This is a genomic window from Neorhizobium sp. PAMB6716 (assembly GCF_058242805.1).
Window position 1 is genome coordinate 1,277,718 of the sequence record NZ_CM177835.1, and the last position, 15,544, is coordinate 1,293,261.

Genomic DNA, 15,544 nt, shown 5'->3' on the forward strand with positions numbered 1-15,544 from the left:
GAGACGCCCAAGACTTGAGCGAGTCGCGATAAAACATTACTGCTTCGGTCATGTTTAGAGCATGCCCGTGGCCCACGCTTGGATGGAGGCGAACGTGGCTTGGACCAGCGCGAAGTTCCCCAAGGAAAGTTGACCGTCCACATGAGCTTGATCCGCCCCTTGAAATTCGGCTCTGCAGCGCTTTCCGACACGGAGGCCCGCGCGCTCTGCGGCAGTATCCTGGTCGACATGATGGGGGGACTGAGCGTCAGCCTCGAGGGTGGCGACATCAGCGGATCGACGGGGCTTTACTGGCATGACCCGTCTCTGTTGCTCGCGACCCTCTATTTCCCGAGGACGCTTGTCCGCCTCACCTGCGAGGGCAGCGGCGACCGGGGCGTGGTTCTCCTGCGCTCGGTCGGCCAGTCGATGATCGTGGAGCATGGGCGATCCCGTATCGAGGCTGCCAGCGGAGATGTGGTCTTCCTTCCCGCGCAGAACGGATTGCGCATCATCATCTCCGAAGGCGGGCGCCTCGATTGCGCGTATCTGCCGGAACAGGCCGTTGACCAGCACCGGGCCTGCCTCGACGTGCTGATGCTGAAGACCGTGCCGGCCGCCTGCCTGCCTTTGCACATGCTGACCAGCTATGCCGGTTATCTCCTGCAACGCGAGCAGCAGACGGCCGAAGACGTGGCCATGATGGTCAGCCATTTCTACGATTTTCTGCCGCTGCTCTCGCAGGCCCTGGGTGGCGCGGCCAAGGAGGCGGCACCGGACAACCGGCTGGCGCGCATCCGGGCGCTGATAGACGCGCGCCTGGGCGACGGTGGCTTTTCAATCAATGACGTGGCGGAGGCCGAGGGCATTACACCCCGGGCCATCCAGAAACTGTTTTCGCGTGAAGGCACCACTTTTTCCCGCCACGTGCTGGAACGGCGGCTGGAGCGGGCAAAGGCGGTAATGATGGCCTCTGGCGAGCGCATGTCGATTGCCGAAGTCGCCTATCAATGCGGCTTCAACGACTTGTCCTATTTCAACCGGTCGTTCCGCAGCCGCTACCAGATCCGGCCGTCGGACCTCAAGCGGCAGGTTCGGCCGGCGGCTTAAGCCGACGCAGCATCGAAAGCGACAGCGCGATGCCGAGAACGGAGATGACCGTTGCCAGCGAGAAGAGTGAAGCGTAACCGACTCGATCGGCGATGATGCCGGCAATCGAGGTGCCGATGATATAAACCACCAGTTCTGCGCAGGCGAGAAGCGTGAAATCGGTGCCGGGCTGGTCGTTGGAGGCGGATTTCATGAAAAAGGAATAGATCGCCACCAGTTCCATATAGCGGATCAGCGTCTGGAAACCGGAGGCTGCGAGCGCCACGGCAATGCCGGGGGCAAGACCGAAGGCATTGAGCGAAAAGGCGAGGAAACACAGGCTGCGCAGTCCGCCGAGCAGAAGCAGCGTCGATCCGAGGCCGAGCCGGCGGATGACGAGCGCCGCGAGCAGCGCGCCGGCCATTCCCGCCGTAGCGGCCGCCGTGCCGGAGAGATAACCGATCCAGTCCGTGGGAACCTTGATATCGACGAGATAGGCGCCTTCCATGCCGCGCACCAGGCCTTCACTGGCCCGATAGCTGAGCGCAAAACCGAGGATCAGTAAGGCCTGGGGCCGCCGGAAGAAGGCGCCGAGACTGGGGCGCAGCCGATCGGCTGTTTCAACGCCTTCCTGCTGTTCCGCCATGAACAGGGTGGCGAGGAGCGGCAGGAGCGAGAGCACGGCGACGATGAGGATGGTCGGTGTCCAGCCGATCTGCTTGACGAGAACCAGAACCAGCGTGCCGCCGATGATGACCCCGAGCGCGACGGCTCCCGCCTGCACGGCATTGCCGATGGCCCGCGAGCCGCCCTTCAGGTGGCGCACGGCATAGCCGTCGGTTGCGATATCCTGCAGCGACGACAGAAGTGCGATCAAAAAGCCGAGGCCGAAGAGTGGCAGTGCCTGCGACGGATCGAAAAAGGCCATGGCGGCGATGGAAAGCGACACCAGCGCCTGCGTCGGCACGATCCAGCCCCGGCGATGGCCGAACCGCGGCATAAGCTTGTGGCGATCGACATAGGGCGCGACCGCGAATTTTAACACCAGCGGCAGCATCAGCAGCGAAAACAGCCCGATCGCCGTGCGCGAGGCGCCGGCTTCGCGCATCAGCGGCGGAAGCGCCACGAGCAGCAGATAGGTCGGGATCCCCTGCGCGAGATAAAGGCCGGCCAGCACGGCATAAAGCCGGACCATGGCACGGCGCGGGTGAGTGTCGGCCAGGCGCGCTGCGGACGGGGTCGATGATGAGGAAACGGAGAGTGACATGGCGGCTTCCGGCGGTCTTGCCTGCAAGAGAAAAGCGGAGTGCTTCGCTCTTCTTTAGCCGCCAGAAGAATTTCACGCTTGGACAAAAACGAACACGGTGCGGACTTGGGCGAACGGCCGGAGCCGGACGATTGCCCTATCCGCTGGCCGATTGCAGTGAACAGACAGGGTGATTGCGGACTACGACTGCCTCTTCGATCCGATCCGCGAGGCGCGTCAGGCCGTGAGCGGCCGTCAGCACTCCGACAGATTGGCAAGGGCCGTCCTCCTGCATACCGATCTGATGCGGTTTAAATCACCGCGCGTCGCAGGCCTGCGCTATTTCGGCGCATCTTGAGGGCGTTACACCGAACTCCTCCCTGAACCGTCTTGAGAAGTGGGACAGATTGCGGAATCCCCAGTTGAACGCGATGTCGGAGACACTTTTGGGGAAAGGACCCGGACGGGCGAGGTCTGCGCGACATTTCTGCAGCCGCCGCGTGAGGATGATCGAGGCAAGTGTGCTTGCGTCGCCTTCGAACAAGCGATTGAGCTGGCGCAGGCTCATTCCCATTTCATGCGCTATGCCCGTGGGACAGAGTTCGGGGTCCCGCAGATGTGATTCGATATAGTGACTGACGCGGGCGCGCACGGCGGTGTGATAAGATGAGCGCAACTTGCCATTCGAAAAGGCATGGGCGGTCTCAAGAACAGTCCACAGACGCTCCTCGAGAAATTGCCGCTGGGCGGGTGTCTCAACAAGGCTCAGATCGGTTTCCACGACCTCCCGGAGTGCCCGCGAAACGATCCGCGTGGGGTTGAGCAAGGCGTCGAAGCGGACGGCTTCGTTCAGTTCCCAGCGCGGAAATCTCCTGCGAAAATCCTCGCCCGGAATTTCGTAGATCACATGACGCATCTGGGCCGGGAAACCATGCATATAGGGCTTATTGGTGTCGTAGATGACCACATCACCCTCGCCGAGCAAGCTGCAGCATTCTGCCCGGTTAACGAATGCCGAGCCTCTGCGCAGGAATGTCAGGAAAACGCTGTCCTTCTCGAAGCGCCTTAACAGGGAAGGAGAGCGTTCGATGACGTGCTGATTGCCGGTGATGTCGATCATCTTGATCGAGCCGAAATCGCAATACTCGAAGCGTGCTTCCAAGCCGCTTTCGGACATGCTGGTACAACAGAGGCCGACGACGCGCTCCGCGCAACGCTCTTCCCAAAAACTGATACGATCGGTGATTGGGACATTTCTTGTGTCAAACGATATAGCCGGATGGGAGCCGGTCGTCCGCGGCACTACGTGCGTTCCATTGATCATTGCATCCTCCCCTTTATATACGGCCCTCCCAAGCCGCATCAGTTCTCATGATGATCATACTCAAAAACCAAAAGGGGTCAAACGGTGAGGTATCCTCCGTCAACCGGCAAAACTGTACCGGTGATATAGCTCGCGGCGGGGCTGGCGAGGTAGACGATCGCATCGGCAATTTCCTCAGCCTTGCCCCAGCGCGCAAAAGGAATACGCGCCATGATCGGGCCAGAGGCTGCCTCGTCGGCGAAGAGGCCTTTGCTCAGCGGCGTGACAATCCAGCCCGGCGCAACTGCGTTGACGCGCACGTCGGGTGCATATTCCTGTGCCAAGGATTTGGTCAGCTGGACGATAGCACCCTTTGAGGAGGAGTAGGCCGGCCGATCGGCGGCCCCGAAGGTCGCATACATCGAGGCGATGTTGATGATTGCCGAACCGCTCGCCATCTTCGGTCGTGCCAGTCGAGACGCTTCCATGACGGGGAAGAAGTTGATGGACATCACATCTGCAAACGTTTCGGGGTGCCACTCATTGCGGTCGCGACTGACGCCGGCGCAATTGATGAGCACGTCAATGCGTGGCAGCGGCTCGATGAGCCAGGCAATCGCTGCAGCGTCACGCACATCCAGTTCCGTCACAGAAACACGCGGTCCGGCAGGCACGTCCTTGCTGCCGGCGTTCAGACCGGCCGCATGCACCTCGGCACCCAGTTCCGCAAAGGCCGATGCCGCCGCTGCCCCGATACCCGATGTTCCGCCAATGACGACAACGGTCTTGTCTTTGAACAGACCCGGCACAAAGCTCATGGCCGCTCTCCTTTTGCGTGGGGATTGATAAGGATTTTCACGTCGCCGGTTGGCGCGCGCAGGCGCTCGAGACCGTCTGTCACGGCGTCAGTCAACGGGATTTCCCGCGTGACGATCCGCGACGGATCGAAGAGGCCGCTCGTGATCATCCCGATGAGGTCGGGGTATACGTCGCGGTAGCCGACGGAAGCGATAAGCTCCAGCTCGCGATTGACGATGTCGAAGCCATGGAGCGAAATCGGCCCATGGCTTAGGCCGACAAGGACAACGCGACCACCCTTGCGCACCGACGCAAGTGCCGCATCGAATGTGGATTGCAGGCCGACCGCCTCGAACGCGACATCTACGCCATTGGCAACCGTGGCTAGTTGCTGATCTTTGGCATTGACGATCTCGGTTGCGCCGAGATCGAGTGCCATCGCCAAACGGGCTTCGGAAACGTCGCTGACGACGACCCGTCTTGCCCCGGCAATGCAGGCAAGTTGTGTGATCAAGAGCCCGATCGGGCCGGCACCGGCCACCGCAACTGTTTCGCCGGCACGTACACGGCCGCGCCGCAAGGCATGAAGGGCAACGGCCGCCGGCTCCAGCACCGCCGCCTGGCGATCCGTGACGAGATCCGTCAGGGGATGCAGCATGTAGGCCGGGACGATAGCCTCCTCGGACATTCCTCCGGAACCCATCAGGCCGGCAAATCCCATGTCGACGCAGAGATTGTATTCACCCCGCCGGCAGGCTTCACAACTGCCGCAACGATATTCGGGCTCCACCGCGACCCGTGTGCCCACGGCAATAGTAACACCCGCTGCAGCTTCGGTTACTGTGCCGGCAAATTCGTGGCCAATCACAAGCGGTGCCGCTTCGCCGGAGAGACGATGCAGTTTTCTAACCGGGATCGCCTGCGGCCCATGGGTATATTCATGCAGGTCGCTGCCGCAAATGCCGCAATAGGACACGGCGAGGCGGACCTCGCCGCTCCGCAGCGGTCGGCGCTGGCGATGTTCGACCCGAACATCGCCAGCGCCGTGCCAGACAGCCGCCAGAAAGCCGGTGTCATTTTCCCTCGACATCAGCGTATCAGTGCATTGATGTAATCAGCGCCGAGCCCAACCTTTTCGTAATGCTCGCGGGCCATGCGGATGTAGTCATGGACGTCGAAATATCCGTTCGGCTCGCCGTCTTCATCCAGCCAGACCAGCGGCCCGGTGACCTTGAAATGTACCCGCATCGGCTCGTCGCTCTCGTAAGCGATCAGGGTGTGCCCTTCACCGGGCGTCTCGTAGACGAAGTCACCGGCTGTCGCGGTCCAGTCGTGTTCGAGGTAGCCCCATTTGCCGGAGATCGTGTAGGCAAACACTTCGTGCGGGTGATAATGGCGGTTCACCAGCCCAGCCTTCTTCGCCATGAGCACGTCGCACCACATGTTTTTCTCCGGAGAGATCCAGAGCGGTCTCGACGAAACCGTTTCCGTGAACGGAACGTAATATTTGTCGTCCTCGGTCGGAGCATTTGGAAGATAGACTTCCGGTTTCGCATCCGGCTGAAATACCTTCGTGATGGGCTTGATGTCGCGCCAAAACTCGCTTGTCGCTGCTTCGGGCATGGTGTTCCTCCCTGGATGCCTTCAAGAACGCGGCAAAACCGCCGCCAGTCATACAATAATGATCCTGATCAATCGGGCTTTGCTGAGAAGGACAGAGCTTTTTGCTCACAGGGAAGATTGCATTCCTGCGCCGCGACAAGGCGACTTTCTGGCGCTAACACCAAATTCGGCATGCATTGACGAGGGGGATGCGGGAGGAGCCCGGTCGCCGGGAACGTATCGTCTCGTCGGGCGAAACGCCGAAGGGAGGAACCATCATGACGATATCCAGGATACTGACGCGTCGCACGGCCCTGAAGGGGCTCGGCACCGGGGCGCTCGCCCTTTCTGCTCCGTCCTATCTGCGAGCAGCCTCCAACCCGACGATCCGCGTCGGCTTTGTCAGTCCGCAGACCGGTGCCATGGGCTCCTTCGGCGAGACGGACGCCTACGCACTGGAATTCATCCGCAAGCATATCGGTGCGCGGCTAGATATTCGCGGCAGGACCTATGCCGTCGAGATCATCGGGCGGGACTCGCAGTCAAACGCCAACCGGGCGGCGGAAGTGGCCGGCGAACTGATTCTCAACGAAGAAGTCCAGATCATCATTCCCGCCTCCACAACGGATGTGACATTGCCTGTCTCGGAGCAGGCGGAGCTGAACGGCGTGCCCTCCGTTTCCTCAACCGCGCCCTGGCAGGCGGTCATCATGCCGCGCGGTGGTGATAGCTTCGAATGGACCTACCACTTCTTCTGGGGTCTTGAAGACATCATTGCCTCCTTCGTCAACATGTGGTCGAGCGCCGAGACGAACAAGAAGGTGGGTCTGCTATTGCCGCGAAACACCGACGGCGAAGTCTGGGGCAGCGAGGAATTCGGTCTGCCACCCGCCTTGCGCGCTGCCGGGTTCGAGGTCGTCAAGCCATCTCTTTTCGAGCCGCGCACCAATGACTTCTCCGCCCAGATCTCCGCCTTCAAAAAAGTCGGCTGCGATATTCTCGGCGGGCTCGTCTTCCCCGGTGATCTGCGAACCGCAGCCATCCAGTGCGCGCAACAAGGCTTCAAGCCGAAGATCACCACGATTGCCGCAGGCCTTCTGTTCCCCTCTGCCGTCGAGGCGCTGGGCAACCTTGGCAATGGCATGTCGACGGAAGTCTGGTGGACACCGGCTTTCCCCTATGCGTCGACCCTGACTGGCGAAAGTTCGGCTGTCCTTGCGGCCACCTGGGAAGAAAGGACCCGCAAGCAGTGGACCCAGCCGCTGGGTTATTCGCATGCCATCTGGGAGGTCGTGCTCGATACACTGAAGCGCGCAGAAGATCCCCTCGATCGGACCTCGGTCCGTGATGCATTAAAGGCGACAGACCTCACCACGATAGTCGGCAAGATAAACTGGGCAAACGGCCCGCATCCCAATGTCTCCAAGACGCCGATCCTCGGCGGGCAATGGCGCAAGGGCGAGAAATGGCCCTATGATCTGAAGATCGTTGAGGCGAAGACCTATCCGATCATGGAACCTGAAGCCAAGCTGGAGATGATGTCTTGGCAGGGCTGACGTCTGCTGGTCCGGAGGGCCACGCCGGGAAAGCGGCGTTTTTTCACGCCAGAAGCCTTTGCAAGTCCTTTGGTGCCCTGCGCGTAACGCGCGACCTTTCGTTCGACGTGGGGCAGGGCGAAGTGTTCGGCATGCTCGGTCCGAACGGCGCCGGCAAAACGACGGTGTTCAATCTCATCAGCGGCGATATCACCGCTGATGAGGGGGCTTTGGTTCTGGACGGCCAAGACATGAGCGGAATTCCCGCTTTCAAGCGGGCGGCGCTGGGGATAGGCCGGACCTACCAGATCCCGCGCCCCTATGCACAGATGTCGACCTTCGAAAACCTGCTCGTTTCCGCAATGTTTGCAGGGCAGCTTCGAGGGCAGGCCGCCTACGATCATTGTGCGACAACGCTTGATGAATGCGGGCTTGGCGACAAGGCAAACCGCCCGGCCGGCAGCCTTACACTTCTCGACCGCAAGCGGCTGGAACTGGCCCGTGCCATGGCCGGCAAGCCGAAGCTGCTGCTGCTGGACGAGATCGCGGGTGGCCTGACCGATGGCGAAGCGAAGGATCTCGTGACGCTGATTGCCCGGTTGCGGGACCGCGGCGTGACGATCATCTGGATCGAGCACGTGCTGCACGCCATCATGGCTGTTGCAGACCGGATGATGGTGCTGAGCTTCGGCGAAAAGATTGCCGAGGGCAGGCCGGATGCCGTCATGCAGGATGCAGAGGTCCGTCGGGTCTATATGGGGATCGAGGCATGAACGAGGTGCTGTTGAAGGCCCGCGCGCTCTGCGGCGGCTACCGCGATTTCCAGGCGCTGTTCTCGATCGATTTCGATGTGGCCAAGGGCGAGGCCGTGGCGCTGGTCGGCGCCAATGGCGCTGGTAAATCGACCCTGTTCAAGACGATCGTCGGCCTGCTTCCGGTCAAGAGCGGGACGTTGACCTTCAATGGTCGCGACATTGCAGCCATGCCAGCCCACGCTCTCTCGGGACAGGGACTGGCGCTCGTTCCGGAAGGTCGTCGGCTCTTCAAGGGGTTGACGGTCGAGGACAATCTGCGTGTCGCTCTCGATCACGCGCGCACGATCGAACCGGGCGAAACCGTCTGGACCCTTGAGCGTCTGTACGATCTCTTCCCGATCCTCGCCGAGCGCCGGCGCCAGGCGGTGGAGAAGCTATCGGGTGGACAGCAACAGATGGTGGCCATCGGACGCGCACTCATGGCGCAGCCGAAGCTGCTCCTGTGCGACGAGATCAGCCTCGGCCTTGCACCGAAGGTCATCGGCGAGATCTACGCCATGATCCCCGAGATACGCGCGACGGGCACCGCCATCGTCATCGTAGAGCAGGACGTGTCCCTCGCGCAGCGGTGCGCCGACCGCATCTATTGCATGTTGGAAGGCCGAATCACGCTCACAGGCGCCTCATCGGAGATTTCCCGCGAGCAGATCACAGAAGCCTATTTTGGGGTGAAACATGCGGTGGATTGATGCCATCATCCAGGGCGCGCTGCTCGGCGGGCTCTACGCCCAGTATGCCATCGGCATGTCGCTGATGTTCGGGGTCATGCGGATCGTCAATATCGCGCATGGCGATCTCGTCGTCCTGCTGGCGCTCATCGGCATTTCCCTGGCGGCAGTCTGGGGGCTTGGCCCGGGGTTCCTGGTGCTGCTGCTGGTGCCGATCGGTGCACTTGTCGGGTGGGCGCTCCAGCGTTTCATCCTCAGTCGGGTTGTGGGTGAAGACCCGCTGCCCTCGCTGATCTCGACCTTCGGCATTTCGATTGCCCTGCAAAATGCCATGCTCGCCATCTGGTCCGCCGATACGCGATCGCTTGATGCCGGCGTGCTGGCCAGCAAATCGTTCCAGGTCGGCGAAATCTATATCGGCCTTCTGCCCGTTCTCGTGTTCGTGGCAGGCGTCATCCTGACGGCTGGCCTGTCCATTGTGCTAAAGAGTACGAAGTTCGGACGGGCATTGCGCGCATCTGCCGCCGACCGGGATGCTGCGACCCTTTCTGGTATCGATACGAAATCGGTCTACGCCAAGGCCACGGCGGTGGCGGTGGGCATTCTCGGTATCGCCGCCGTCTTCCAGGCCACCCGGACGACTATCGCGCCGGCCGATGGCGGCGGGCAGCTCATCTATGCCTTCGAGGCCGTCATCATCGGTGGCATGGGCTCCGTATGGGGCGCCTTCCTTGGCGCGATGGTTCTCGGGATCGCTCAAGTTGTAGGCTCCCGGATTGACCCCGGCTGGGGCGTTCTAGCCGGACATCTCGTCTTCCTCGTCGTTCTCGCATGGCGCCCGCAGGGCATCATGTCTCGCAAATAAGGTGGTGCGACATGACAGATCCTCATCTTGCGACGGTGCGCCGTCAGACACGCTCCAGCCGCATTGCCATCGCCTGCGGGCTTCTCCTCGTGTTGGCCATTCCGACCATGCCGTTCTGGGCATCTGGCGGTCATATTCGCTGGGCCATCGAACTTTCGTGTTTTATCGCCATTGCACAGATGTGGAACCTGCTTGCCGGTTATGGAGGCATGGTGTCCGTTGGACAGCAGGCGTTCATCGGTGTTGGCGGTTACGCACTCTTCGTTCTTGTCACCTTTCTCGGGATTGATCCTTTCCTCGCGGTGCCGCTTTCCGTCATCCTGCCTGCACTCGTCGCGGCTCTGGCCTATATGCTGCTGCGACGCCTCGATGGTCCTTACTTTGCCATCGGCACCTGGGTTCTTGCCGAAGTCCTCAGGTTGATAACTTCCAATATCGGGGCAGTGAATGCAGGCTCCGGCATGACGCTCAAGGCGATGGCGAAATACAGTGCCCATCAACGCGAGATCGGCCTGACGCTTCTGGTTGCGCTGCTGCTGTTGCTGACAATCGGCGGGACATATCTGCTGATGCGGTCGCGGCTTGGCCTTGCCCTCACAGCCATGCGCGACGATGCGGTCGCTGCGTCGTCGCAAGGTGTTGATGTCGGCCGCATGCGCTTTTCGGTCTATGTCTTGGCGGCTATCGGCACCGGACTGGCGGGCGCCATCTATTTCATGGCACAGTTGCGCATTTCTCCCACAAGCGCATTCGATCCTTACTGGTCGTCCATCTGTATTTTCACAGTCATGGTCGGTGGGATCGGGCGGCTGGAAGGCCCGATCATCGGCGCGCTTCTATACTTCTTCGCAACACGGCTTTTCGGCCAATACGGTTCCGCTTATCTGGTCGTTCTTGGTCTGCTGACCCTCGCAGCGGCAATATACGCACCAACCGGTCTCTGGGGCCTGATTTCGCGTCTAGGACAGTGGTCTTGGCTTCCCACTGGCTATATCCTTAAAAGGACGGATTGACGCGGTGTTGTTTTACCACTTTGCGGCTCGCCACCTACAGGATCGGTGGGGCGAGCTTGTCGATGTACACAGGCCATGAAATGCGCGAAACGGTGGTTTCCGATGGGCTCTCCATCGGTATGACACGTCAGGCAATGTCATCCCGTCGATCCTCGACTGGAGATCCAATCCTCAGGCTCTAGCCGGCGCTGGCATCGATCCATGCATGGGTCTGGTCCAGGATTTCATCGGAAAGCGTGGGGTCGTCTATAGCCCGCGACAGGATGACAGCTCCCACCATTGCTGCCCAACTTCCGATCGCTCGCCGGCGCTTGTCGGCCGGATCCTGCTCGGGGAGCGCCTTCTCGATGCGGGCTATCTGCGCGACGAGACCTTCTGTCATGGCGGCTTTCGCTGCAGGCGTCTGGTGACGAATTGCAGCGGCGAGACCTGCGGTCGGGCAGCCGCCGGCCGGGTTGTCACGATGGCGTGGCGCCAGATAGGAACGCACAAAAGCGCTGAAATCGCCGTCGCCGACGCTATCGGCGGCAAGGGCATTCGCCAGTGTCTGCGCTATCAGGTCGTCCTTCGAACTGAAATGACCATAAAAGCCGCCATGTGTCAGGCCCGCGGCCTTCATCACTTCCGCGACGCTGACGGCATCGAACCCCTTGTCCTTAAACAAGCGACTGGCGACGTCCAGGATTCGGCGTCGGTTCTCCGCCATCTGTTCTCGGCTGACCTTCATTGAAATTTCTCCGCGGCAATCGTTGACATTTACATGATGAGCATCATATAAAGAACCAATCATGATGTATGTCATGAATATAAGACCAATTACAGAAAAGAGCAATCCGATGAGCCAAATTCCTGCAGTTCTTGTGACGGGCGCCTCCACCGGCATTGGCGCCACCTATGCCGAGCGGTTCGCGCGGCGCGGGCACGACCTGGTGCTGGTTGCCCGCGACGTGGCGCGCATGGAGGCAGTTGCGAGCCGTCTGCGTCAGGAAACAGGCGTGGCGGTCGACATCCTTCAAGCCGACCTGACGCAGGCTGCTGATCTTGCCAAGGTGGAGGAACGGCTGCGCAACGATGCGCATATCGGCATCCTCATCAACAATGCCGGAACGGCAATGGGTGGATCATTCGTCCAACAGAGCACCGACGACATGGCCCGGCTTGTCGCTCTCAACACCACGGCCCTCGTGAGGCTTGCCAGCGCCATTGCTCCGAGGCTCGCCGCAGCAGGCGAGGGGGCAATCGTGAACATCGGTTCCGTGGTCGGTCTGGCGCCTGAATATGGCATGACGGTGTACGGTGCGACCAAGGCCTTCGTGCTGTTCCTGTCCCAGGGGCTCAGCCTCGAGCTTGGGCCGAAGGGCGTCTATGTCCAGGCGGTGCTGCCTGCCACGACCCGAACCGAGATCTGGGACCATGTCGGCGCCGACGTCAACGCGATGAAAAACGTCATGGAAGTGGGTGATCTCGTCGATGCGGCACTGGTTGGTTTCGACCGTCGTGAGGTGGTTACCATTCCGCCGCTTCCCGATGCCGGCCAGTGGGACGCGTTCGATCTCGCGCGCAAGACCATGATGGCCAATTTTGGCAATGCGCTTCCGGGCGAGCGCTACCGCAACCCTGCCTGAGCAATCGGATCTTGAGCCCGACACACACCGCTGTTGCGGTAACGATATAGGTATAGCATGACCAACAACACGCTTTTCGAGCCCTACACTCTCGGCTCCACGACTCTTTCCAACCGCGTCGTCATGGCGCCCCTCACACGCAATCGCGCTGGTGCGGGCCTCGTGCCGAGCGAGTTCGCCGCGCAATATTATGCCCAGCGCGCAAGCGCCGGTCTCATCATTACCGAAGCGACGCAGGTCTCCCGGCAGGCCCAGGGCTACCAGGATACGCCCGGGCTTTATACAAGCGAGCAGATCGCCGGCTGGCAGACAGTGACAGACGCGGTGCATGCCAAGGGCGGACGGATCTTCGTTCAGCTCTGGCATGTTGGTCGCGTCAGCCATGTCGATCTTCTTGGCGGTGAGGCACCGGTCGCCCCTTCAGCGATCCGTGCCGCAACCAAGACGTTCGTGAACAACGGTTTTGCTGACGTGTCCGAGCCGCGTGCGCTTGAGCTTGATGAGCTTGCAGGCATTATCGACGATTTCCGGCAGGCGGCAGCCAACGCCATCAAGGCTGGTTTCGATGGTGTCGAAGTCCACGGCGCCAATGGCTACCTGCTCGAACAGTTTGCCAAGGATGGCGCCAATGTTCGCACAGACGCCTATGGCGGCTCTGTGGAAAATCGTGCCCGCCTGATGCTGGAAGTCACTGCGGCGGTTGCACAGGAAATCGGCGCTGCCCGTACCGGCATCCGGATTTCGCCGGTCTCGCCCGCCAACGGGATTTCCAGCAGCGATCCACAGGCCCAGTATGACTATATCGTCGATCAGCTGGAAGCGCTCGGCATTGCCTATATTCACGTCGTTGAAGGTGCCACGGGCGGACCGCGCGATGTTGCACCTTTCGACTACGGCTCGTTGCGCCGGCGTTTCAGCAAAACCTACATCGCCAACAACGGTTATGATCTCGAACTCGCGACCTCGCAGCTTGCTGAAGGCAAGGCGGACCTGTTTGCATTCGGCAAACCGTTCATCGCCAATCCCGATCTGGTCGCACGTCTGCAGGGCGGGGCACCTCTCAACCAGATCGATCCTGCCACGATCTATGGTGGTGGCGCTGCAGGCTACGTCGATTATCCCACCCTTGCCGACGCATCTGGCAAGTGAAGTTTGGGCCGCATTTCGGTGCGGCCCCGCATCTGCGGATCATCACTCTTCGACAACTCCAACGGCACGGCGGCCAGATGCTGCGCGCCAGATCGAGAAGAAAGCTATGGCGCCCTTCGCATCGCAAGGACAGAAGACGGCTTTTGTAACCGGAGCTTCCAGTGGTATCGGCAAGGCGACCGCCTTTGCGCTTGCGCGTGCGGGCTATCGTGTCATTGGGACCAGCCGCAAGGTGGCATCCGGCGAGATCCGCGATGGCATACGCATGATCGCTTGCGATGTGACCTCTGACGCGTCTGTGTCTGCTGCTGTGGCGGCGGCCCATGCTGAACTGGGGCGCATCGACCTCCTGATCAACAATGCCGGTTACGCCGTGTCAGGGGCCGCAGAGGAAAGCTCGATAGAGCAGGTCCGTGCGCTGTTTGACACCAATTTTCTCGGCGTGGTGCGCGTGACGAATGCGGTTCTTCCGATCATGCGTCAGCAGGCCTCCGGCCGGATCCTCAACATCGGCTCGGTCGTGGGGCTGATACCGGGGCCTTTCGGTGCCTATTACACGGCGAGCAAGCACGCGATCGAGGGTTATTCGGAATCGCTGGACCATGAGGTGCGGCCGTTCGGGATCCGGGTTGCCGTGATCGAGCCTTGGGCCACAAAAACGTCCATCGAGGCCAACTCGCCGCAGGGTGATCGTCCGGTTGCAGCCTATCGCCAGACATTTGCCCGATACCAGGCCGCGTTTGAGGCTGCCATGGCGGCTGGCGACACGGCGGATGATGTCGCGGCAACCATCGTGAAGGCTGCGCAGGCCAGGGTGCCGCGGCTGCGCTACCCTTCAGGCAACGCTGCCCGCCAAACCTCGTTTGCAAGGCGTTTCCTGCCGCGCGCCCTATTCGACCGTATCTTGCGCAAGCAGTTCAATATCGCCTGAGATCTCAAGTCCCATTTGAAGGCCCGATTGCGGGCAATGCAGGACCAACATGACAGACGTATCCACATCGCCGCCGCCGGCGGCCCGCTACATCGATGCCCCGAACCGCTTCGTCACCGTCGGGGAAACCCGCTTTGCCTATCGTGAACTCGGTCCACGCGGCGCAGTGCCATTGGTGCTGCTGAACCACTGGGGCGCAGTACTGGACAATTTCGACCCAAGGATTGTCGATGGACTTGCGGTCTCCCATCACGTGATTGCAGTTGACTACCGGGGGATCGGCCATTCCGGCGGGTCTTCTCCGGTGACGATAGACGAGATGGCCCGCGATGCGATCGAGATGATCGGCAAGCTGGGTTTTGGCACGGTGGACCTGATGGGCTTTTCGCTGGGCGGCTTTGTGGCGCAGGATGTTGCGCTGAAAGCCCCCGGTCTGGTGCGCAAGCTGATTTTGACCGGCACCGGTCCAGCAGGAGGAGCCGGTATTGCAAGGGTGGGGTCTGTGTCCTGGCCGTTGATCCTCAAGGGCATGCTGACGCTGCGCGACCCGAAAACCTATCTGTTCTTCACCTCGACCGCCAAAGGTCGCCGGGCAGCCAGGGATTTTCTGGCGCGTTTGAAAGAGCGTAGACTGGATCGCGACAAGGGGCCGACACCCCGTGCCTTTCTGCGCCAGCTTGCCGCTATCAAGGCTTGGGGCCGTCAGGCACCACAGGATCTGGGCCGCATTCGGATTCCCGTTCTTGTGGCCAATGGCGACAATGACATTATGGTGCCGACGCTCAACAGCCACGATATGGCCCGACGCATCCCGAATGCTGAACTGTTGATCTATGACGATGCCGGCCATGGCGGCATCTTCCAATATCATGCTGAGTTTGTGCCGAAGGCCTTGGCGTTCTTGGCCGCGTGACCCGATAAATTTC

At 60.9% G+C, this 15,544-nt stretch carries 16 protein-coding genes and 1 pseudogene; 11 read left to right on the top strand and 6 right to left on the bottom strand.

What is annotated here, in order from left to right; genetic code table 11:
• Positions 1 to 141 precede the first annotated feature (141 nt).
• Entirely contained in the window at positions 142 to 1,089 is a 948-nt protein-coding gene (locus AC4CWH_RS06145) for a helix-turn-helix transcriptional regulator (RefSeq protein WP_491320835.1), read from the top strand.
• Here the strand turns inward: AC4CWH_RS06145 and AC4CWH_RS06150 are convergent.
• A complete protein-coding gene (locus AC4CWH_RS06150; RefSeq protein ID WP_491321366.1) occupies positions 1,061 to 2,263 on the bottom strand; it encodes a RhtX/FptX family siderophore transporter in 1,203 nt (400 codons plus the stop codon). The two genes, AC4CWH_RS06145 and AC4CWH_RS06150, sit on opposite strands and share 29 nt — an antisense overlap.
• Positions 2,264 to 2,495: 232 nt before the next feature.
• Here AC4CWH_RS06150 and AC4CWH_RS06155 point away from each other — a divergent pair.
• Positions 2,496 to 2,603: pseudogene (locus AC4CWH_RS06155) on the top strand (short-chain dehydrogenase/reductase); the annotation flags it as partial.
• 27 nt (positions 2,604 to 2,630) lie between these two features.
• Here the strand turns inward: AC4CWH_RS06155 and AC4CWH_RS06160 are convergent.
• The 4 genes from AC4CWH_RS06160 to AC4CWH_RS06175 form a co-directional block, all read right to left on the bottom strand.
• Positions 2,631 to 3,638, bottom strand: coding sequence for a helix-turn-helix domain-containing protein (locus tag AC4CWH_RS06160; RefSeq protein ID WP_491320836.1), 1,008 nt, complete (start codon positions 3,636 to 3,638; stop codon positions 2,631 to 2,633).
• 77 nt (positions 3,639 to 3,715) lie between these two features.
• The gene (locus tag AC4CWH_RS06165) at positions 3,716 to 4,435 is read right to left on the bottom strand and encodes an SDR family NAD(P)-dependent oxidoreductase (RefSeq protein WP_491284882.1); all 720 of its coding nucleotides are present in this window, start codon (positions 4,433 to 4,435) and stop codon (positions 3,716 to 3,718) included.
• Positions 4,432 to 5,505 (bottom strand): 2,3-butanediol dehydrogenase, encoded by a 1,074-nt coding sequence (locus AC4CWH_RS06170; RefSeq protein WP_491320837.1) that lies wholly within the window; start codon positions 5,503 to 5,505, stop codon positions 4,432 to 4,434. The genes AC4CWH_RS06165 and AC4CWH_RS06170 overlap by 4 nt, the downstream gene beginning before the upstream one ends.
• On the bottom strand, positions 5,505 to 6,038 hold the full coding sequence (locus AC4CWH_RS06175) for a 2,4'-dihydroxyacetophenone dioxygenase family protein (protein WP_110801647.1): 534 nt from the start codon (positions 6,036 to 6,038) through the stop codon (positions 5,505 to 5,507). Before AC4CWH_RS06175 ends, AC4CWH_RS06170 begins: the two co-directional genes overlap by 1 nt.
• 257 nt (positions 6,039 to 6,295) lie before the next feature.
• Between AC4CWH_RS06175 and AC4CWH_RS06180 the strand changes: the two genes are divergently transcribed.
• From AC4CWH_RS06180 to AC4CWH_RS06200, 5 genes are read left to right on the top strand one after another with little or no spacing between them, the layout of a single operon-like run.
• Positions 6,296 to 7,573: an ABC transporter substrate-binding protein gene (locus AC4CWH_RS06180; protein WP_491320838.1), complete on the top strand. Its 1,278-nt coding sequence runs from the start codon at positions 6,296 to 6,298 to the stop codon at positions 7,571 to 7,573.
• On the top strand, positions 7,570 to 8,325 hold the full coding sequence (locus AC4CWH_RS06185) for an ABC transporter ATP-binding protein (RefSeq protein ID WP_491321367.1): 756 nt from the start codon (positions 7,570 to 7,572) through the stop codon (positions 8,323 to 8,325). Before AC4CWH_RS06180 ends, AC4CWH_RS06185 begins: the two co-directional genes overlap by 4 nt.
• Positions 8,322 to 9,056, top strand: coding sequence for an ABC transporter ATP-binding protein (locus tag AC4CWH_RS06190; protein ID WP_491320839.1), 735 nt, complete (start codon positions 8,322 to 8,324; stop codon positions 9,054 to 9,056). Before AC4CWH_RS06185 ends, AC4CWH_RS06190 begins: the two co-directional genes overlap by 4 nt.
• Positions 9,043 to 9,900 carry a branched-chain amino acid ABC transporter permease gene (locus AC4CWH_RS06195; protein WP_491320840.1) on the top strand — a complete coding sequence of 286 codons (858 nt, stop codon included), beginning with the start codon at positions 9,043 to 9,045 and terminating at the stop codon, positions 9,898 to 9,900. Before AC4CWH_RS06190 ends, AC4CWH_RS06195 begins: the two co-directional genes overlap by 14 nt.
• 11 nt (positions 9,901 to 9,911) lie before the next feature.
• The gene (locus AC4CWH_RS06200) at positions 9,912 to 10,913 is read left to right on the top strand and encodes a branched-chain amino acid ABC transporter permease (RefSeq protein ID WP_491320841.1); all 1,002 of its coding nucleotides are present in this window, start codon (positions 9,912 to 9,914) and stop codon (positions 10,911 to 10,913) included.
• A gap of 178 nt (positions 10,914 to 11,091) precedes the next feature.
• Here the strand turns inward: AC4CWH_RS06200 and AC4CWH_RS06205 are convergent, their stop codons facing one another.
• Positions 11,092 to 11,640 carry a TetR/AcrR family transcriptional regulator gene (locus AC4CWH_RS06205; protein ID WP_491321368.1) on the bottom strand — a complete coding sequence of 183 codons (549 nt, stop codon included), beginning with the start codon at positions 11,638 to 11,640 and terminating at the stop codon, positions 11,092 to 11,094.
• Between the two features lie 109 nt (positions 11,641 to 11,749).
• Here AC4CWH_RS06205 and AC4CWH_RS06210 point away from each other — a divergent pair, with 109 nt between their 5' ends.
• The 4 genes from AC4CWH_RS06210 (at position 11,750) to AC4CWH_RS06225 (ending at position 15,531) form a co-directional block, all read left to right on the top strand.
• The gene (locus tag AC4CWH_RS06210) at positions 11,750 to 12,538 is read left to right on the top strand and encodes an SDR family NAD(P)-dependent oxidoreductase (RefSeq protein WP_491284897.1); all 789 of its coding nucleotides are present in this window, start codon (positions 11,750 to 11,752) and stop codon (positions 12,536 to 12,538) included.
• 57 nt (positions 12,539 to 12,595) lie between these two features.
• Entirely contained in the window at positions 12,596 to 13,687 is a 1,092-nt protein-coding gene (locus AC4CWH_RS06215; protein WP_491320842.1) for an alkene reductase, read from the top strand.
• 106 nt (positions 13,688 to 13,793) lie between these two features.
• Positions 13,794 to 14,618: an oxidoreductase gene (locus AC4CWH_RS06220; RefSeq protein ID WP_491320843.1), complete on the top strand. Its 825-nt coding sequence runs from the start codon at positions 13,794 to 13,796 to the stop codon at positions 14,616 to 14,618.
• A 49-nt stretch (positions 14,619 to 14,667) separates the two neighbouring features.
• Entirely contained in the window at positions 14,668 to 15,531 is an 864-nt protein-coding gene (locus tag AC4CWH_RS06225) for an alpha/beta fold hydrolase (RefSeq protein ID WP_491320844.1), read from the top strand.
• Positions 15,532 to 15,544 lie beyond the last annotated feature (13 nt).